The organism is Vibrio eleionomae (assembly GCF_009874545.1).
Lineage (GTDB): Bacteria > Pseudomonadota > Gammaproteobacteria > Enterobacterales > Vibrionaceae > Vibrio > Vibrio nitrifigilis.
The window spans coordinates 18,346-37,107 of the sequence record NZ_WEKT01000006.1; the positions used below are offsets into that span (position 1 = coordinate 18,346).

Below are 18,762 nucleotides of genomic sequence, written 5' to 3' on the forward strand. Positions count from 1 at the left end.
CAAATCGATGAAAACATCGTACTATCTGTTAGTCGCAATATCATATACCGAATCCAAACTTAGGTGTAAATTTCAGATAGTTTTTTATTTTTGGTTAATTATCTGGTCAAATAGACGGCGATTTATGTAGATAAATATCGACTTAGAGGCAATTATGACTCCATTGGCACTGATTATGACGATTTTCGCCTATTTGCTTGGGTCGATATCCAGTGCCGTATTGATCTGTCGTTTACTGCGCCTTCCTGATCCAAGAGAAACAGGGTCTCAAAACCCAGGAGCAACGAATGTGCTTAGAATCGGCGGCAGAAAGGCAGCCGCTGCAGTCCTTTTTTTCGATATGCTTAAAGGAACTATTCCTGTTTGGGGCAGCTACTTTCTCGAAATTCCTCCCTTTGTCTTAGGTATCATTGCGATAGCCGCGTGCTTAGGTCACATGTATCCTATTTTCTTTCACTTTAAAGGTGGAAAAGGTGTTGCGACCGCATTAGGTGCCATTGCCCCTATCGGGTTAGATCTTACCGCAATCATTATGGCAACTTGGCTCGCAATCGCGGTTTTATTTCGCTATTCATCATTAGCTGCATTAGTCACCGTGCTTCTTGCACCGCTTTACACTTGGATGATCAAACCTCAATACACACTACCAGTTGCGATGTTGTGCTGTTTGATCGTACTGCGCCATCACCAAAATATTAAACGGCTATTTTTAGGGACAGAACCTAAGGTGGGCGAAAAAAAGCTCGTAAGTGAAGATTAAACGTGTTCTAGCCCAAACTAGACGTGATAAATAAGCCATGTATATCATGGCTTTTATATAGATAAACAATAACTAAGCAAACTTAGCGAAGAATTTGAGTAACATCTCAGAAACGATTTCAGGCTGTTCCAAATTACTGATATGCCCCGCTGCAGGGATAATCTCTAACTGACTGCCATCAATCACATCTTGCATCAAATACGACTCCAAAGCTGGTCGAGGTTTATCCTCAGCTCCTACCGCAATCAATACGGGTAGAGCCAAATGTTCTAACTCATCCAATGCATCACGACGTCCAAATACCCAACGACCGACTTGAGCAGTATTAACGACAGCTTCTCCTTCTAATCGACTTAAATGCTCTCTAAAAGCAGACACTAATTGAGGATGTGTTTGTTCCGCTTGATGGGAGAAAAACAGCGGAGCCACACTATCAACGATTGGCTGTGGGATACATTTTGCTTGGCTAATAGCATCCAGCATCGCGAAATACTTATCGTGTGTGACTTGTGGTTCTAAGCCCAAAAAGGTATCTAGCAATACTAAGCTCTTAACTCGCTCTGGAGCACTTAAAGCGACTTCCGCTCCCCACATTCCCCCCACCGACAAACCTGCAATCGAGAAATGTTCAATCCCTAAGTGATCCATTAAAGCCAGAATATGCAGCGCATAATCGCGTAGGCCGCGTGTGCTTTTAGGCGCCATGTCTGACTGCCCATGAGCCCATAAATCAGGAACAATACAACGGTAATGCTGACTAAGCTCCTCAATTTGTGGAGCCCACATTTGGCTATCCCAAAGATAACTGTGGCCGAGCACAATCACTTCACCTTCACCCTGATCGATATAACTCATGGTGCAACCATCGATTACAAAGGTATTCATCATAGAGTCCCTATCTTTATTTATCTATCTGTTTCATTTCAATATAAAACGGCCACCAATACAGGTAGCCGTTCATCGTTCACTCTTGGCTCAAACCCAATAAAATCACTGATTCGTAATTGGGTTCAATTGGTCTATTGGCCAACGAGGTTTTGCTTCCAAACTCAAATCGGTCACATCACCATTTTTCAAACGTTGCATGCCCGCGTAGGCGATCATCGCACCGTTATCAGTACAAAACTCAGTACGAGGATAATACACCGCACCGCCTCGTTTAGCCGCAAGCATTTCCAATGCCTGACGAAGCGCCTTATTCGCACTCACACCACCAGCAATCACAATTCTTTTTAGTCCCGTTTGCTCAAGGGCACGACGACATTTAATCACTAACGTATCACAAACCGCTTCTTGGAATGCATAAGCAATATCGGCACGAGTTTGTTCGTCATTACCTTGTGCTGCGATTGTATTCGCAGTAAACGTTTTTAATCCAGAGAAACTCATATCTAAGCCAGGGCGATCCGTCATTGGGCGAGGAAATTTAAAACGTCCCGCATGCCCTTTCTCGGCCAATTTAGCTAGCAATGGACCGCCAGGATAATCCAGCCCCATGAGCTTAGCCGTTTTATCAAAGGCTTCACCTGCGGCATCATCAATCGACTCGCCTAAAATTTTATAATCACCAATAGCTCGTACTTCAACGATCATGGTGTGCCCACCAGACACCAACAAGGCTAAAAATGGGAATTCCGGTGGCGTATCTTCTAGCATTGGCGCAAGCAGGTGTCCTTCCATATGATGAACCGGTACTGCAGGCACATTCCATGCGTAAGCTAAACTACGACCAATGGTAGAACCCACTAACAATGCGCCGACTAAACCTGGGCCCGCTGTATAGGCCACACCATCAATATCTGCAGGCGTCAAATTGGCATCTGCCATCGCTTGTTTAATCAATGGTACAGCTTTTTTAACGTGATCACGTGATGCCAACTCTGGCACCACACCACCATAATCGGCATGGAGTTTAATTTGACTATAAAGCTGATGAGCCAAGAGGCCTTTCTCATCATCGTAAATCGCTACACCCGTTTCATCACAAGAGGTTTCAATACCAATAATGCGCATAATTTTCTTCGCACGCTGCCATTAAGAATTCAAAATTGGCGCCATGTTACCTCGGGTTTGCATTACAAACAAATTTTGTACAGACTATGGGCGACAAAACCCTTTACAAAGAGGTGAGGTTCGGATTAAAATTCCGCACCATTTTTGATCTCGCTGGTTATAAACCCAACAGCTCACTGTTTTGCAAAAAACACTGAGCACGTTTTGGTGAAGAAATACCAGCATTAACGAATTAACCCCTGAGGTGAAAGGCATATGCCAGTAGTTAAAGTACGTGAAAACGAACCGTTCGACGTTGCTCTACGTCGTTTCAAGCGCTCTTGCGAAAAAGCAGGTATCCTTTCTGAAGTGCGTCGTCGTGAGCACTATGAAAAACCAACTACAGTTCGCAAACGCGCTAAAGCAGCAGCTCAAAAGCGTCACGCTAAGAAGCTTGCTCGCGAAAACGCACGTCGCGTTCGCTTGTACTAATAACTGAATTCCAAATCTAAGGAAATCCGTTATGGCTCTTATTGATAAACTCAAACAAGAGCAAAAATCTGCGATGAGAGCCAAGGATAAAATACGCCTTGGCACAATTCGTTTGGCCTTATCAGCCATTAAACAGCGTGAAGTCGACGAAAGAATTACTCTTTCTGACGATGAGATCGTTGCTGTATTGACTAAGATGGTTAAACAGCGTCGCGATTCATTTGCTCAATATGAATCAGCAGGTCGTCAAGATCTAGCTGACGCGGAAAAAGCTGAAATCACTGTACTTGAGGAATTTATGCCTCAGCCTTTGACTGAGACAGAAGTTGCAGCATTAATTGCTAATGCAGTTACAGAATCTTCGGCTAAAGGTATGCAAGACATGGGTAAAGTGATGGCTCTTTTGAAACCGCAACTTCAAGGGCGCGCTGATATGGGTAAAGTAAGTGGTTTAGTGAAAGCTCAACTCGCTTAGTTATCCACCCCTAATTACATCAAGCCGTGCTATCCTCTGGAATGCACGGCTTGTTTGTATCTCTCTTCAATAAATTGGGACTTTCTTTTAGGTTTTATGGCAGGACACATTCCTCGTAGTTTCATTGATGATCTCCTGGCTCGACTTGATATTGTCGATATTATCGACGCACGTGTAAAACTTAAAAAAAAGGGCAAAAACTACTCTGCTTGTTGTCCATTCCATAATGAAAAAACCCCCTCTTTTAGCGTTAGCCAAGAAAAGCAGTTTTACCACTGTTTTGGATGTGGGGCGCATGGTAATGCCATTGATTTTCTTATGGAATATGAGCGACTGGAGTTTCCAGAAGCCATTGAAGAACTCGCCTCATCACTAGGATTAGAAGTCCCTAGAGAAGCGAATTCCACCCCTTCATCAAATCGCTCCAATACACCGAAAGCGAATAGTGAAGAAAAACGTAGCCTCTATGACCTAATGGGCAGTATTGCTCAGTATTACCGTCAACAATTAAAAGTCCCCTCCAATCGAGTCGCTATCGATTATCTAAAAAATCGCGGTCTCTCGGGGGAAATTGTTCAGAAATTCGGTATTGGTTATGTGGCTGACGAATGGGATTCGGTCCGCAAAAACTTTGGTCAAAGCCGAAATGTTCAAGATATGCTCGTCACTGGCGGGATGCTCATCGAGAACGACAAAGGCAATCGATACGATCGTTTTCGCGGCCGGGTAATGTTCCCCATTCGAGATCGCCGAGGTCGAGTGATCGGCTTCGGTGGGCGGGTATTAGGCGATGGTACACCGAAATACCTAAACTCGCCTGAAACGCCAATTTTTCATAAAGGTAAAGAGCTATATGGCCTTTATGAAGTGCTCCAATCCTACCGTGAACCACCACAAATTTTGGTGGTCGAAGGATATATGGATGTGGTGGCATTAGCACAATATGGTGTGGATTATTCCGTAGCATCATTAGGAACATCGACGACTGGCGACCATTTACAATTACTGTTTCGCCAAACAAATACCGTCGTGTGCTGCTATGATGGAGACCGTGCGGGTCGTGAAGCCGCTTGGCGTGCTTTAGAAAACGCATTGGGCTACCTGAAAAGCGGTAATGTACTGAAATTTCTTTTTTTACCTGATGGCGAAGATCCGGATAGTTATATTCGAAAATATGGTAAAGATGCATTTGAACAACAAGTTCAAGCAGCAGAACCTCTATCGAAATATTTATTTAGCAATCTTTTGACACAGGTTGATGTGGGCAATAACGAAGGTAAAGCAGCACTTGAAGCATTAGCACTACCTTTAATTCGTAAAGTCCCTGATGAATATCTTCAAGAACAACTACTTAGACTTCTTGAACAAAAAACAGGCATTTACAAAAAACCGGTCGTGAATCAGGAAACTAATGCACGCCCGCAGCCACATAAAGAGATAAAACGTACCCCGATGAGGGAAGTAATAGCTTTGCTTCTCCAGAATCCGAGCTATGCTGAAATGGTGCCAAATCTATCAGCTGTCAGAGGTCTGGAGATTCCGGGATTATCTCTATTAGTAGAGGTCCTTGATAAATGCCAGCAACATCCCCATATCACTACTGGCCAGCTCATGGAGCACTGGCGAAACAAAAAAAACGAGATACTTCTTTCTCGTCTAGCAAGTTGGGATATACCTCTTGTTGAAGACAATCAAGAAGAACTATTTTTAGACTCATTGGACAAAATTTTAGCCCAGTGTGTAGAGAAACAAATTGAAACCTTGCTCGCTAAAGACAGAAGCATCGGTTTATCAGTCGATGAAAAGAGGGAGCTTCTGGCGTTAATGAACGACCTGAAAGCGTAACCCTGATTAATAGATAGTCAGCAGAGTCTCAATTTGTTATAATACGTGGTTTGCATTTCGCATACTTTATTCCTTCACCAGATACGAAGTTGGATACCGTCTATGGATCAAAATCCGCAGTCACAGCTGAAACTACTTGTTGTTAAAGGCAAAGAGCAAGGCTATCTGACCTACGCCGAAGTAAATGACCACCTACCCGCTGAAATCGTAGATTCAGAGCAGGTAGAAGATATTATTCAAATGATTAACGACATGGGTATCAAGGTTGTTGAAACAGCTCCAGATGCCGATGATCTCGCGTTAAACGATGATAACAATATCACCGACGAAGATGCAGCCGAAGCTGCAGCAGCCGCACTTTCTAGCGTAGAAAATGAAATCGGTCGTACGACCGATCCTGTTCGCATGTACATGCGTGAAATGGGTACCGTTGAGCTGTTAACCCGTGAGGGTGAGATTGATATCGCTAAGCGCATTGAAGATGGTATTAACCAAGTTCAAAGCGCTGTGGCGGAATACCCTGGTACGATTCCGTACATCCTTGAACAATTTGATAAAGTTCAAGCAGAGGAACTTCGTCTTACTGACCTTATTACAGGCTTTGTTGATCCTGACGATGAAGATGGCCAAGCGCCAACTGCTACTCACATCGGTTCAGAACTTTCAGCAAAAGACCTAAAAGAAGAAAGTAACGACATCTCGAAAAACGATGACGACGATGAAGACGACGATGAGAAAGATAACGACGACGATTCTGAAGAAGAAGAAGATGTTGGTATCGATCCTGAGCTTGCTTTAGAGAAATTCACTAACTTACGTAACGAGTTCCAGAATCTGCAACTTGCTATCAATGAGCACGGTGATGAAAGTAAAGCCTCTAAAAAAGCAACGGATCTCGTTCAAGAAGTGTTCCGCGAATTTCGCTTAACACCAAAACAGTTCGATCATCTTGTTAATACACTACGAACTTCAATGGATCGCGTTCGCACTCAAGAACGCCTTATCATGAAGAACGTTGTGGAATACGCAAAAATGCCGAAGAAGTCTTTCATCGCATTATTTACTGGTAATGAATCTAGTGAAGCATGGTTAGATGAAATCTTGGCATCTGATAAACCGTACGCAGAAAAAGTCCGCGTACGTGAAGATGATATTCGTCGTTCTATCCAAAAATTGGATAACATCGAACGTGAAACATCACTGTCAGTTCGTCGTATTAAAGACATCAGCCGCCGTATGTCTATCGGTGAAGCAAAAGCTCGCCGAGCGAAGAAAGAGATGGTTGAAGCGAACTTACGTCTGGTTATTTCAATTGCTAAGAAATACACCAACCGTGGTCTGCAATTCTTGGATTTAATCCAAGAAGGTAACATTGGTCTAATGAAAGCGGTTGATAAATTCGAATACCGTCGTGGTTATAAGTTCTCAACTTATGCGACATGGTGGATTCGTCAGGCAATAACTCGTTCGATCGCAGACCAAGCACGTACGATTCGTATTCCAGTACACATGATCGAAACGATCAACAAACTGAACCGTATCTCACGTCAAATGCTTCAAGAAATGGGCCGCGAACCATTACCTGAAGAATTGGCAGAGCGCATGCAAATGCCTGAAGATAAGATTCGTAAAGTACTGAAAATCGCGAAAGAGCCAATCTCAATGGAGACACCAATCGGTGACGACGAAGATTCGCACCTAGGTGATTTTATTGAGGATACAACGCTAGAACTACCACTTGATTCTGCAACTTCAACTAGCTTGAAAGTAGCAACTCGTGATGTATTAGCGGGTTTGACTCCTCGTGAAGCGAAAGTACTACGTATGCGTTTCGGTATCGACATGAATACTGACCACACTCTTGAAGAAGTGGGTAAACAGTTCGACGTAACTCGTGAACGTATTCGTCAGATCGAAGCAAAAGCGCTTCGTAAACTTCGTCACCCAAGCCGTTCAGAAACTCTGCGCAGCTTCCTAGACGAATAAGTCGTGATGACTTTTTAAGCAAAAACAGAAAAAAGGTGAGCGTTGGCTCACCTTTTTTTTATTTGTCGTTCTAAGTGAATAAAAACTAAGCGCAAATGACCCCTATAGCATCTAGACACGCCCCATCCCATCCCCTATAATCATTCACCAGTTTGGCCCCTTAGCTCAGTGGTTAGAGCAGTCGACTCATAATCGATTGGTCCGCAGTTCAAGTCTGCGAGGGGCCACCAAATTACGGAAGCCTGATGAGGAAACTCATCAGGCTTTTTTCGTTTCTAGCTTTTAGACTATTAAGCAATTGAAGTCTCACTGGTAAATAACTCGCTGAGCGACGTTAAAAACCGTCTGGGTAGAAGTGGATGAGCACGCGCTCCTACTAATAGCACGACATCCACAGCAGGTAATACGGGTAAGTCAGATAGAATCGTTAAATCATCCGTCACACTCAGTCGCCCCATAGCACCTATGGCTAAGCCTTGACGAACAATGGCTCTTTGCGCCGATGAGGTATTACTACAGGCAATCAAACGAAACGGAATACCACGCTTGTTTAGTCCATCAATCGCAGCTGCGTGATAACGACAATCCGATTGAAATAAGGCGAGCGAAAGTACATCTCCGTACTTGCCTGAATCAGGGTTTGCACCAATCCACACACCTTGATCGCTGGTAATCCAATACCCTTCTTCACTATTAGAGTGACGCGTGACTATCGCAGCATCCAGTTTACCGTTATCTAGCCAACTGCGAAGCACTGAGCTAGGCTCATTGAAGATCTGAATAGAACATGCAGGCTTTGCCATCATCAGAGACTCAATAACCTTAGGTAGCACCTTGTCATTGTAATCTTCTGGACACCCCAAACGCAGTGGCTGTTTATTTTTATATTTTTTTAAGTCCGCTAACGCACTGTCGTGACGTTCAATTAAATCACTGGCGTAATTGATCAGATTAATTCCAGCTTCACTAAGAGCAAGGTTACGCCCATCACGAACAAATAATTCACTGCCCACTTCTTCTTCTAGTTTGCGCATCTGTGCGCTAAATGCTGATTGGGTGCGGCAAATCTGCTTCGCAGCTCGAGTAAAACTGCCTGTTTCGACAAAGGCGAGAAAGCTACGTAAAGAATCAATATCCATGTATTCGATCACCCATCGTTTTTATTAATAGTTGTTATCAATACTATCCGTTAGTCAGCATCAAAACTCTTCCCTATGCTAACTCATAACCAAAGGACAAGGAGTTATGTTATGCAACTTTATATCGCAAACCAAAATTATTCGACGTGGTCACTTCGAGCATGGACTATCTTTGCACATTACGATCTTGATTTTGAATGTAAGAAACTCTCACTGTTCACTTCCGAGTTCTACGATACCTTAGGTGATATTACTCCGACATCTAAAGTTCCGGCGCTTGTCGATGGAAAGATTTCAGTATGGGAGTCTCTGGCAATTTTAGAGTATGTCAACGAGACCTACTTAGCAGGTAAAGCGTGGCCTGCATCAGCGAACGAAAAAGCCCATGCTCGAGCGGTTAGCTGTGAAATGCATTCAGGATTTGTTGCACTACGCAATGAAATGCCCATGAACTGCCGAGCTCGTCGTGAGGTCATTCTCAGTGAAGCCGCGCAAAAAGATATCGCACGTATCGAGCAATTATGGTCACAACAGATGGAGCAATACCCAGAAGGCTGGTTGTTCGGTGATTGGTCTATTGCCGATGCTATGTTTGCCCCTGTTGCCCTGCGCTTTATCACTTATGGCATCGAGCTTTCAGCTCCCGCCAAGCAATACCAACAAAAAGTGCTTAATAGCCCGGAAATCCAACGTTGGTTGCAAGAAGCCAGTCTCGAAACCGATATTGTTGATGAGGATGAAGTGGGTACACCAGTTTAAATCGCTTCGTTCCACGGCGTGATAAGACTTACGTATTCCTTCTTATCGTGCCATTGGGCATCATTGAATGAGGTTGCGAAGCGATCTCTCATCCCTTACCCTAATGAATCAAAAGAATCAGAACCGTGTTCTGGTTCTTTTTGTTATAAAAGTATCAATAGCGTGATATTTCGGTTTACCGACAGCGCTTTCCATTTGATACTGACACAATAATTACGTAAGGATACCTCACAGATGAAGATTCATTTTTCCTCAATCGCTTTACCCAATTCGGGAACACTTGTTGTTCTTGTCAATGACAATGCCCCTCTTTCTGAGTATGCCAAACAACTGGATGAAAAAACTCAAGGCGCATTAACTAGAGCGATTCAGGTAGAACAATTTTCAGGTAAAAAAAATAGCCTGATCAATATCGTTGCTCCTGCCAATAGTGAACTGAACCGTATTGTCATTTTAGGTACAGGTAACGGTAGTGATATTGATACTCAACATGCCGCAGATACATTGGTAAAACAAATTGAGACTTACCAACTAACGACTATCACGGTTTTGGCTGAGCAAGAGCAACAAGCCGCACAGTTCGCTTATGGCCTGCAACTGTCTAACTACCGTTTTGATAAATATCGCACTCGTAGTGAGCTTCAGGCTAAATATCTACTCACAGAAGCTCACCTCCTCACTACTAATCCAGAACAAGCACAAGCTCTTTACGCACCATTAGAAGCCGTTGCTGAAGGGATTACGATTACTCGTGATCTTGTTTGGGAGCCTGCTAACGTCGTTTATCCTGAGTCTTTTGCTGAGTTTTGCCAAAAACTCGCTCCCTATGGACTAGAGATTGATGTCGTAAATAGTCAGCAAATGGCTGAACTCGGAATGGGTGCTCTACTTGGTGTAGGCCAAGGGTCTATGCATGAGAGCCTAATGGTAATTTTGAAATATAACGGTTCGAATAACGATGAGGCTCCTGTGGCTTTCTTAGGTAAAGGGGTCACTTTCGACAGCGGCGGTCTTTCTCTTAAACCTAACTCTTCGATGAACACCATGAAAGAAGACATGGGCGGCGCCGCTACGGTTACTGGTTTAATGGTGGCACTGGCGAAACGCCAAGCCAACGTCAACGCTATCGGTGTACTCGGTTTAGTTGAAAACATGCCAAGTGATAAAGCACAGCGCCCAAGTGATGTTGTGACCAGCATGTCGGGCCAAACCATCGAAGTAATGAACACCGATGCCGAAGGTCGCCTCGTATTGTGTGATTTAATGACGTATACCCAACGAACTTTTAAACCTAAAGCGATGTTTGATCTTGCAACACTAACAGGTGCAGTGCTAATTGCTCTTGGTGAAGAAATTGCAGGTATCTTCTCAAATGATGATGCGTTAAGTGCGCAAATTACCGCGGCGGGTGAAACAGAACAAGAATCAGTATGGCGTTTACCTATGGGTGGCCAATTTGATCGCTTACTCAAAAGCGAAATCGCTGACATGCGTAACAATGGCAATAAATTGCGTATCGGTGGTTCGAGCGTCGCTGCTCAGTTCCTATACCGTTTTATTGAAAATGAAACACCTTGGGTACACATCGATATTGCAGGTACAGCGTGGACTGGAGAAGGTCTACCGAATAAGCCAAAAGGTGCGACAGGCTTCGGCGTTCGTCTTCTTGATCGCTTAGTAAAAGAGCAATTCGAAGCATAACTAATTGAGTTATCAACATTTCATACTGATAAAGCAGCTTTTATAGCTGCTTTTTTATTGTGTTCAATAATATACAACAATACGCACAAAATTTAATACTGTTAAAGGGTTGTAAACTCTATTTGGATATTTTATAACAACTGTAACCGTATGGTTTTTAATCGGGTGCCATACCCTTTTTAAACCGTACGAATATAACTAATGTGGCCACGATACACCGTGATTGCCCGAACTATAAGTCACCGTCAGTCCAACCTGATGCCGCTCTTATTCCTGCAGTATTCACTATCAGCTTATCTGCTAAAACAAATACTCAACCGATAAGAACAACTTGTGACAGAGCACTAACAGTCGGCACTGCTTAGCAGCACGACTCCATTTACCGTGACCCAAAAGTCTAACAATAAGTAAAGACGCCAAAAGGAATTATCAATGAGTTACTCTACAACCAACCCATACACTGGGGAACTAATCAAAACTTTTCCGGATGCCACTGATGAAGAAGTGCAACATTCTCTAGCGGCTGCTCATGAAGCTTTCCTTGGTTGGAAAGAAACCTCCTTCGCTCACCGTGCTGATGTTCTACAAAAAGCCGCAGATATCCTACGTAAGAACAAACGCCAATATGCAGAAATTCTTACCTTAGAGATGGGTAAAATTATTGGTGAAGCAGAAGCAGAAGTCGAATTGTCTGCGCAAATCATGGAATACTATGTAAAAAATGCAGAAACATTACTTGCGCCGGTAGAGCTTCCAGTTGCCGATCCAGCAGAAGGTAAAGCAAAAGTTGTCCACGATCCTCTTGGTGTGCTGCTTGCTATCGAACCATGGAATTTTCCGTTCTATCAAATTGCTCGTATCCTTGCGCCACAGTTATCAGCAGGTAACACCTTATTACTAAAACACGCTTCAAACGTACCGCAATCTGCAGCCGCTTTTGTGGATATCATGCTTGAGGCTGGTCTACCAAATGGTGCATTTCAAAATCTCTACGCAACTCGTCACCAAGTAGAAACCATCATTAACGATCCACGTGTTTGCGGTGTGGCACTCACAGGTTCTGAAGGCGCAGGTGCCATTGTCTCTTCTCAAGCAGGCAAAGCAATGAAGAAATCAACACTTGAGCTGGGCGGTGCAGATGCCTTCATCGTACTCGATGACGCTGAAATGGATAAAACCGTAAAATGGGCTGTGTTTGGTCGTCACTGGAATGGTGGTCAGGTATGTGTGTCATCTAAACGCATGATCATTCAAGATAATGTTTATGATGAATTCTTGACTAAATACACTGAGGGCGTTGCTGCTCTCAAAGCGGGTGACCCAATGGACCCAACCACAACGTTGGCACCACTCTCTTCACAAGGCGCAGCTGATGAAGTGAAAGAAAAAATCGCCGAAGCAGTCAAACATGGAGCAACCGCAACAGAAGTAGGCACTAAAGTGCCAGCTAATGGTGCCTTTGTTCAACCGACTATCTTGACCAATGTCACACCTGATAACCCAGCGTATTACTGGGAGTTCTTTGGCCCAGTTTCCATGATTCTGCGCGCTAAAGACGAAGCGGATGCCATTGCAATCGCTAACGATTCACCATTTGGTTTAGGTGGTTCTGTTTTCACTGCTGATGAAAAACGCGGTGAACGAGTCGCGCAACAGGTTTCAACCGGCATGATGTTTGTAAACCACCCAACAATGGTGAAAGCTGACTTACCATTTGGTGGGGTACGCAATTCTGGTTTCGGCCGTGAACTGATCGATTTAGGGATTAAAGAATTTGTGAACCACAAATTAATTAATATCGTTGATATCGACGCACCTTTCTAAATCTCAATAAATTGAAGGGCATACATTATGCCCTTCATCATTTTGTCATTAAATCGCCACCAAATCCTCACCAATCTGCAGCCTTACTGACATAGACGCTCTCTAGCATAAACCTCAATATCACCCATAGTGTGAGGTTGTTAATATGCTATCAACTAGCCCGTTTAAACTGCCAAGGAAAACACCTTTTGGTCTTGGTGAACATTTTGCTGAATGGGCGACAGGCCTAAGTCAGCTCGATAAATTTTACGCTCAGCGCCCTGCGGGTTGTAATACGAGAGAGTTCCTGCGCTTTACTCTAGAAGTACTCAATATTGATTACCAAGTCATTCGCGGGTCGATTAACCACGTACCAGAAAGTGGCGCGACCGTTGTGGTAGCAAATCATCCGTTAGGTTGTGTTGAAGGGGTTATCCTAGCGGAGTTATTGCTAGAGAAACGCTCAGATGTGCAAATTCTCGCTAACCACTACCTAAAAACTGTCCCGGAATTAGATGAGCTATTCATCGGTGTTGATGTGTTTGAAGGGGCAAAAGCAGCGAAAGCGAATCTGATGGCAATGCGCCGAGCACACAAGCACTTGGATCAAGGTGGACTGCTGTTAATCTTCCCAGCAGGAGAAGTCTCCCAATTAGTTGATCACAAACAGCGCCGTTTAGAAGATAAAGAATGGAGTCAATCAGTGAGCCGCTTAGTGAAAAAACACAAAGCGACCACAGTACCTGTTTACATTGATGGCCATAACTCGAAACGTTTCTATATGGCTGGAAAAATCCACCCGCTGCTACGCACTCTAATGCTCGGCCGAGAACTGCTCAACAAAACACAATCTCGTATTCAGATCTCAATTGGCGAAGCCATTCACTATAAAGAGGTTCACCACCTCTGCGATGAGCAAATGGTGAATTATCTGCGCCTTAATACCTATCTTCTACAACAGGTATCCAGTGAAAAACGGAATAAAACCAGCGGTGATACGACCTTAGCGCCTATTGCTCCTCGCCTACCACTTGCCGATCTTCTCCACGATCTCAATCACCTACCAACAGACGATAAGCTACTTAGCCACAGCGATTTCGATGTGTACTGCACAACAGCAGACAAAATTCCGTCCATCCTGTTGGAGATTGGTCGCATTAGAGAAGAGAATTTTCGTTTAGTAGGAGAAGGCACGGGCCTCGCCGTTGATATCGATGAGTTTGATCGTGACTACCTACACCTTTTCATCTGGGATCATGAACAACAGCAATTAGTCGGTGCCTATCGGCTTGGGTTAGTGGATCAACTGCTTGCTCATCGAGATATCGATAGTCTCTATTCAAGTACGCTATTTCATTATGATCGTCAGTTTATGGATAACATGGGTAAAGCGATAGAGATGGGACGCTCTGTTGTTGACCATCACTACCAAAAATCGATGGCTCCACTACTCTTGTTATGGAAAGGTATTGCTACATATGTCTATCGACATCCGGAATATACCCACCTTTTTGGCCCTGTGAGTATCAGTAATGATTACAGTGAGCAGGCTCGGCGTTTATTAGCCGATACCATGACACTGCATTACTACGATAATACGCAAGCTGATTTTGTCTCAGCAACAAACCCACTCCCGACTACAGGTCAAGCACAGTGGAACTCTAGCTTACTGACTTCGTTAGCCGACTTGCAGCTTCTTAGTCGTGTCATTGCTCGTATTGATGAAGGAAAAGGCATACCGGTACTGTTAAGGCAATATCTTGGCTTGAATGGCAAACTGGTCAGCTTTAACGTTGACCCTGACTTTAATGACGCTCTTGATGGCTTAATCGTTGTAGACCTGCGTCATGTTCCCAAAAGAACATTGGGACGATACATGGGGTGTGAGCAAGCTGGCGAATATTTAACTCGACACAAATAGCCTCAACTTACTCTCTTGAACAAGATAAACGGCTACTCAAAGTAGCCGTTTATTCTTTCTATTCTCTCCAACAACGCCTGTTACGCAGCAACAAGAGACACACGTTGTTGTTGTTCAATCAACCAACTGGTCCATGCTTCCATCCCCTCTCCTGTACGAGCAGAAAGCTTCAGGATTTGAATAGTTGGATTGATCTTTTTCGCATTCGCAATGCATTCATCAACATCGAAATCGACATAAGGTAAGAGATCAATTTTATTAATGATCATTAGGTTAGAGGCGGCAAACATATTTGGATATTTCAGCGGCTTATCCGCTCCTTCGGTCACCGATAAGATCACCACCTTAGAAAACTCGCCCAAGTCAAAACTTGCAGGGCAAACCAGATTACCGACGTTTTCAATAAACAGCACCCCCTGCTCTAAGTCTCCCAATTGATGGTACGCTTGGTGGATCATATCGGCGTCTAAGTGACACCCTTTTCCCGTATTCACTTGGATAGCAGGCACTTGCGTCGCGCGGATCCGATCCGCATCATTACTGGTTTGCTGATCGCCTTCGATCACCGCACAACCGATTTGATTCTTGATCTGCTCGATCGTTTCAGTAAGAAGCGTTGTTTTACCTGAACCAGGGCTAGACATTAAATTCAGAGCTAACTGATTTTGTGCGATAAAATGCTGACGATTATGCTCAGCAACTTGATTGTTCTTACCTAAAATATCTTGCTCAATACTGATCAACTGTTTCTGTGAACCCCCTGCGACATGAGTCTGGGCTTCACCTTGACCAAAATGTAGATCGCCATTACTCGCGACCACGCCATCACTTTCATGATGATGAGCATGCTCATATTCATGATCGTGGGGATGTTGATGAGAGTGTTCATGGGGATGGCTATGACTGTGATCATGTGAGTGAGGTTCTGAGCCAGCAGAGCCTTCAATGTGATAATGCACATGATGATGTACATCACCATGGTGATAATAGTGATGATGAATGACCACAGATTGAGTTGATGCGTGTTCCGCATCGTGGTGGTGATCATGTCCATGATGGTGCTCGTGAGCATGTGGATGGGCATGATCGTGTTCATGCTGGTGACCTTCAATATGGCTGTCACCACAGCCGCAAACAGTACACATTTATTCTACCTCAATGTTTTTAATCTGAAGTTCTTCACCCGTTTCAATACGCAAGTTATAGCTCTGACATTTTGTGCAAGCATCCATATGGCTACGAATATCCACATGGGTGCCACAATCCAAGCAGGTACCACTGGCAGCAATGGTTTCAATCATCAATCTCGCCCCTTCTGCCACAGTATCTCGACTGGCAAATTCAATACCGGTGCGCAACGCATCGGGTTCTATACAAGAGAGAGCGCCAATACTTAACGTTAATCCGGTGACCTTGCTGACATGGTGTAACTTGGCTTGCTCAACCACGATATCAACCGTTTTAATGCTCATGGATAATTCGTGCATCAGGTGCTCCTAACAAATTCTTGGTAACAATTCGCCAACAGGAAAATCCAAATAGCGCTTACTTCCCCAAGGGCTACACAAGATAGGCTTAGCTGGAGAACCTTGGGTGACCTCACCGATGATCGCAGCCTGCGCTTGAAAAACCTGCAACACAGACAAGGCATCTTGCGCTTGCTGAGCTGGAACCGCGAGAATAAAGGTACCTTCATTGGCTAGATCATAAGGTTCAAAGCCAAACAGCTCACACACCCCTTTGACCGCAGTATCTACAGGAATGGCTTGCTCATCTAAACGCATTTGCACGTTCGAGCTTTGGCACCATTCGTTAAGTACCGCCGACAAACCGCCTCGAGTGGCGTCACGCATTGCTCGTGGCGTAATCCCCTTGTTCAGCAAAGTGTTCACAATTGGCCATAAAGCTGCACAATCACTTTCAATCTCACTCTCCAAACGCAAAGATTCACGTGCCGCTAATACACAAGCGCCATGACGACCGATATCGCGAGAAACCAATAAAACATCCGTAGGCTGCAACTGGCTCGCTGAGACATTCGGTAGCACAATTTCACCGATACCCGTGGTATTAATAAACACCTTATCAGCGCACCCTTTCGGCACAACTTTCGTGTCACCACATACAATTTGCGCACCGGTTGGCACGATTTCCTCAGCCATCGTATCGACAATGCGCTCTAAATCGCTAAATGGAAAACCTTCTTCAAGAATGAAGCTACAGGTGAGATATTTGGGTTGAGCGGCAACCATGGCTAAATCATTGATAGTACCTGCGATAGCCAAAGAACCAATATTGCCACCAGCAAAAAATAGCGGTTCAACCGTAAAGCTATCGGTTGTCATCGCTACCGGTCCATTCAAAGTGAAAGTGGCCGCATCTTCCGCTTTTAATAATGGGTTTTCAAAACGACGAAAGAAAAGGTTATGGATGAAATCATTCATCTCACGTCCGCCACCGCCGTGACTAAGTTGAACCTGTTGTGGGCGACTCATGACAAGCTTTCCTCCATTATTCCCGCATAGCGATAATAGGCGTTACACGCCCCTTCCGAACTGACCATACAACTCCCCATTGGGCGAGTTGGAGTACATCCTTTCCCGAATACTCTGCAATCAGCAGGCGTCGCTAAGCCACGTAAAATATCTCCACAACGACACGCTTTATGATCAGCAACAGCATGAGTCGGTAAAATGGCCTTAAATTCAATTTCTGCATCGCGATGAGCGTAACGATCTTGCAGACGAAGAGCAGAATGAGGAATAGGACCTAACCCACGCCAATTAAAGCTTTCTCGCACAGTAAAGATTTTATCGATGAGCTTTTGGGCAGCCATGTTCCCTGCCATAGAAACCACACGTTTGTATTGAATATCCAAACGGTGTTCACGCTCGGCCGCTTGTTCGACCAACATCAAAACAGATTCCAACACATCAACAGGCTCAAACCCGGCGACCACAATAGGGATATGATGTTCATCAACAATCGGCTGGTAGATTTTTGCACCAGTAATTGCACTCACATGCGAAGGGCCAATAAATGCGTTGATAGGGGTTTCTTTGTCAGCCATAACCACATGCATAGCTGGTGGTACAAGAACATGGTTAATATGAAAATAGAGATTATCTAAGCCGCGTTTTTCCGCCATATCCACCAGCACAGCAGTCATTGGTGTCGTGGTTTCAAATCCAATCGCAAAAAACACCACTTTTTTATCTGGATTCTGCGCCGCAATCTGCAGTGTATCCATCGGATCATATACCGGTTCGACTCGGCCCCCTTTAGCGCGACATTGAGCCAGTGATAATTGAGACCCCGGAACCCGAATCATGTCGCCAAGGCAAACCAAAACCACATCCTCGGTCATGGCTAACGCAATCGCTTGATCAATTCGCTCTTTAGGCATCACGCATACTGGGCAGCCCGGACCATGCACAAAGTGCAAATTGTCGGGTAATAGCTGCTTCAAACCATACTTCATTATTGTATGAGTATGGCCACCACACACTTCCATGATATAGAGAGGCTTGGTGAGCGTTTGGGCTTTTCGCGCGATCTTGTCCGCTAACGCTTTCACCACCTCAGGTTGACGATACCCATCATACAATTGGCTGCTCAAACTCATAACATAACCTGCATATGATCTTGCTCCATTTCATTGAGCAAAGACTGGTACATCTTTAGGTTCTCTTCTGCTTCCTGTTGATTAATTTTGCTAATAGCAAAGCCAACATGTATCAACAGGTGTTCACCAACGATGACAGGATCTTCTATCAAACTAATACTGACTTCTCGTATTACGCCTAACGTTTCAACCTTGGCCGTAGCGTTATCTATATCAACACTGACCACACAGGATGGAATACATAAACACATAATCTTTTCTCTT

The 18,762-nt window shown here is 44.3% G+C and carries 17 protein-coding genes and 1 tRNA gene; 10 read left to right on the forward strand and 8 right to left on the reverse strand.

The annotated features are described in order from the left end of the window. The first annotated feature begins 154 nt into the window (after positions 1-154). Entirely contained in the window at positions 155-760 is a 606-nt protein-coding gene (gene plsY, locus F9817_RS05355; RefSeq protein WP_161153930.1) for a glycerol-3-phosphate 1-O-acyltransferase PlsY, read from the forward strand. A gap of 72 nt (positions 761-832) precedes the next feature. Here plsY and F9817_RS05360 read toward each other — a convergent pair whose 3' ends face one another. Continuing rightward, positions 833-1,645, reverse strand: a complete 813-nt coding sequence (locus F9817_RS05360) for an alpha/beta fold hydrolase (RefSeq protein WP_161154037.1) — start codon at positions 1,643-1,645, stop codon at positions 833-835. 105 nt (positions 1,646-1,750) lie between these two features. Continuing rightward, positions 1,751-2,773 (reverse strand): tRNA (adenosine(37)-N6)-threonylcarbamoyltransferase complex transferase subunit TsaD, encoded by a 1,023-nt coding sequence (tsaD, locus tag F9817_RS05365; RefSeq protein WP_161153931.1) that lies wholly within the window; start codon positions 2,771-2,773, stop codon positions 1,751-1,753. Between the two features lie 255 nt (positions 2,774-3,028). Between tsaD and rpsU the strand changes: the two genes are divergently transcribed. From rpsU to F9817_RS05390, 5 genes are all read left to right on the forward strand, one after another. After that, a complete protein-coding gene (rpsU, locus tag F9817_RS05370) occupies positions 3,029-3,244 on the forward strand; it encodes a 30S ribosomal protein S21 (RefSeq protein WP_001145625.1) in 216 nt (71 codons plus the stop codon). Positions 3,245-3,275: 31 nt separating this feature from the next. After that, on the forward strand, positions 3,276-3,719 hold the full coding sequence (locus F9817_RS05375; protein ID WP_161153932.1) for a GatB/YqeY domain-containing protein: 444 nt from the start codon (positions 3,276-3,278) through the stop codon (positions 3,717-3,719). Positions 3,720-3,815: 96 nt separating this feature from the next. Further along, a complete protein-coding gene (gene dnaG, locus F9817_RS05380; RefSeq protein WP_161153933.1) occupies positions 3,816-5,564 on the forward strand; it encodes a DNA primase in 1,749 nt (582 codons plus the stop codon). Positions 5,565-5,666: 102 nt separating this feature from the next. Further along, complete coding sequence (rpoD, locus tag F9817_RS05385) at positions 5,667-7,550, forward strand: RNA polymerase sigma factor RpoD (protein ID WP_161153934.1); 1,884 nt, start codon at positions 5,667-5,669, stop codon at positions 7,548-7,550. Positions 7,551-7,704: 154 nt separating this feature from the next. After that, positions 7,705-7,780, forward strand: a tRNA-Ile gene (locus F9817_RS05390). A 60-nt stretch (positions 7,781-7,840) separates the two neighbouring features. Here the strand turns inward: F9817_RS05390 and F9817_RS05395 are convergent. Then, on the reverse strand, positions 7,841-8,689 hold the full coding sequence (locus tag F9817_RS05395) for a LysR family transcriptional regulator (RefSeq protein WP_161153935.1): 849 nt from the start codon (positions 8,687-8,689) through the stop codon (positions 7,841-7,843). A 111-nt stretch (positions 8,690-8,800) separates the two neighbouring features. On the opposite strand from F9817_RS05395, the gene F9817_RS05400 reads away from it, so the two are divergent. The 4 genes from F9817_RS05400 (at position 8,801) to F9817_RS05415 (ending at position 14,873) form a co-directional block, all read left to right on the forward strand. Then, the gene (locus F9817_RS05400; protein WP_161153936.1) at positions 8,801-9,448 is read left to right on the forward strand and encodes a glutathione S-transferase family protein; all 648 of its coding nucleotides are present in this window, start codon (positions 8,801-8,803) and stop codon (positions 9,446-9,448) included. A gap of 234 nt (positions 9,449-9,682) precedes the next feature. Further along, entirely contained in the window at positions 9,683-11,149 is a 1,467-nt protein-coding gene (locus tag F9817_RS05405; protein ID WP_161153937.1) for a leucyl aminopeptidase, read from the forward strand. 432 nt (positions 11,150-11,581) lie between these two features. Then, entirely contained in the window at positions 11,582-12,973 is a 1,392-nt protein-coding gene (locus tag F9817_RS05410; RefSeq protein ID WP_161153938.1) for an NAD-dependent succinate-semialdehyde dehydrogenase, read from the forward strand. Positions 12,974-13,118: 145 nt separating this feature from the next. Then, a complete protein-coding gene (locus tag F9817_RS05415; protein WP_161153939.1) occupies positions 13,119-14,873 on the forward strand; it encodes a bifunctional lysophospholipid acyltransferase family protein/GNAT family N-acetyltransferase in 1,755 nt (584 codons plus the stop codon). Positions 14,874-14,953: 80 nt separating this feature from the next. Here F9817_RS05415 and hypB read toward each other — a convergent pair whose 3' ends face one another. Genes hypB through F9817_RS05440 form a run of 5 tightly spaced genes read right to left on the reverse strand, consistent with a single transcriptional unit; the run spans position 14,954 to position 18,749 of the window. Further along, positions 14,954-16,018 carry a hydrogenase nickel incorporation protein HypB gene (gene hypB, locus F9817_RS05420; RefSeq protein WP_161153940.1) on the reverse strand — a complete coding sequence of 355 codons (1,065 nt, stop codon included), beginning with the start codon at positions 16,016-16,018 and terminating at the stop codon, positions 14,954-14,956. Further along, on the reverse strand, positions 16,019-16,360 hold the full coding sequence (gene hypA, locus F9817_RS05425) for a hydrogenase maturation nickel metallochaperone HypA (RefSeq protein WP_161153941.1): 342 nt from the start codon (positions 16,358-16,360) through the stop codon (positions 16,019-16,021). A 9-nt stretch (positions 16,361-16,369) separates the two neighbouring features. Next, on the reverse strand, positions 16,370-17,368 hold the full coding sequence (gene hypE / locus F9817_RS05430) for a hydrogenase expression/formation protein HypE (protein ID WP_161153942.1): 999 nt from the start codon (positions 17,366-17,368) through the stop codon (positions 16,370-16,372). Then, entirely contained in the window at positions 17,365-18,498 is a 1,134-nt protein-coding gene (gene hypD / locus F9817_RS05435; RefSeq protein ID WP_161153943.1) for a hydrogenase formation protein HypD, read from the reverse strand. Before hypD ends, hypE begins: the two co-directional genes overlap by 4 nt. Then, the gene (locus F9817_RS05440; RefSeq protein WP_161153944.1) at positions 18,495-18,749 is read right to left on the reverse strand and encodes a HypC/HybG/HupF family hydrogenase formation chaperone; all 255 of its coding nucleotides are present in this window, start codon (positions 18,747-18,749) and stop codon (positions 18,495-18,497) included. The genes hypD and F9817_RS05440 overlap by 4 nt, the downstream gene beginning before the upstream one ends. Positions 18,750-18,762 lie beyond the last annotated feature (13 nt).

Excerpts from the sequence above, each read along its gene's own strand:
- hypB (WP_161153940.1), bottom strand. The coding sequence starts at position 16,018 with ATGTGTACTGTTTGCGGCTGTGGTGACAGCCATATTGAAGGTCACCAG.
- F9817_RS05405 (WP_161153937.1), top strand. The coding sequence starts at position 9,683 with ATGAAGATTCATTTTTCCTCAATCGCTTTACCCAATTCGGGAACACTT.
- hypD (WP_161153943.1), bottom strand. The coding sequence starts at position 18,498 with ATGAGTTTGAGCAGCCAATTGTATGATGGGTATCGTCAACCTGAGGTG.
- tsaD (WP_161153931.1), bottom strand. The coding sequence starts at position 2,773 with ATGCGCATTATTGGTATTGAAACCTCTTGTGATGAAACGGGTGTAGCG.
- F9817_RS05415 (WP_161153939.1), top strand. The coding sequence starts at position 13,119 with ATGCTATCAACTAGCCCGTTTAAACTGCCAAGGAAAACACCTTTTGGT.
- F9817_RS05440 (WP_161153944.1), bottom strand. The coding sequence starts at position 18,749 with ATGTGTTTATGTATTCCATCCTGTGTGGTCAGTGTTGATATAGATAAC.
- F9817_RS05375 (WP_161153932.1), top strand. The coding sequence starts at position 3,276 with ATGGCTCTTATTGATAAACTCAAACAAGAGCAAAAATCTGCGATGAGA.
- rpsU (WP_001145625.1), top strand. The coding sequence starts at position 3,029 with ATGCCAGTAGTTAAAGTACGTGAAAACGAACCGTTCGACGTTGCTCTA.
- hypA (WP_161153941.1), bottom strand. The coding sequence starts at position 16,360 with ATGCACGAATTATCCATGAGCATTAAAACGGTTGATATCGTGGTTGAG.
- rpoD (WP_161153934.1), top strand. The coding sequence starts at position 5,667 with ATGGATCAAAATCCGCAGTCACAGCTGAAACTACTTGTTGTTAAAGGC.
- F9817_RS05360 (WP_161154037.1), bottom strand. The coding sequence starts at position 1,645 with ATGAATACCTTTGTAATCGATGGTTGCACCATGAGTTATATCGATCAG.
- hypE (WP_161153942.1), bottom strand. The coding sequence starts at position 17,368 with ATGAGTCGCCCACAACAGGTTCAACTTAGTCACGGCGGTGGCGGACGT.
- F9817_RS05400 (WP_161153936.1), top strand. The coding sequence starts at position 8,801 with ATGCAACTTTATATCGCAAACCAAAATTATTCGACGTGGTCACTTCGA.
- plsY (WP_161153930.1), top strand. The coding sequence starts at position 155 with ATGACTCCATTGGCACTGATTATGACGATTTTCGCCTATTTGCTTGGG.
- dnaG (WP_161153933.1), top strand. The coding sequence starts at position 3,816 with ATGGCAGGACACATTCCTCGTAGTTTCATTGATGATCTCCTGGCTCGA.
- F9817_RS05395 (WP_161153935.1), bottom strand. The coding sequence starts at position 8,689 with ATGGATATTGATTCTTTACGTAGCTTTCTCGCCTTTGTCGAAACAGGC.
- F9817_RS05410 (WP_161153938.1), top strand. The coding sequence starts at position 11,582 with ATGAGTTACTCTACAACCAACCCATACACTGGGGAACTAATCAAAACT.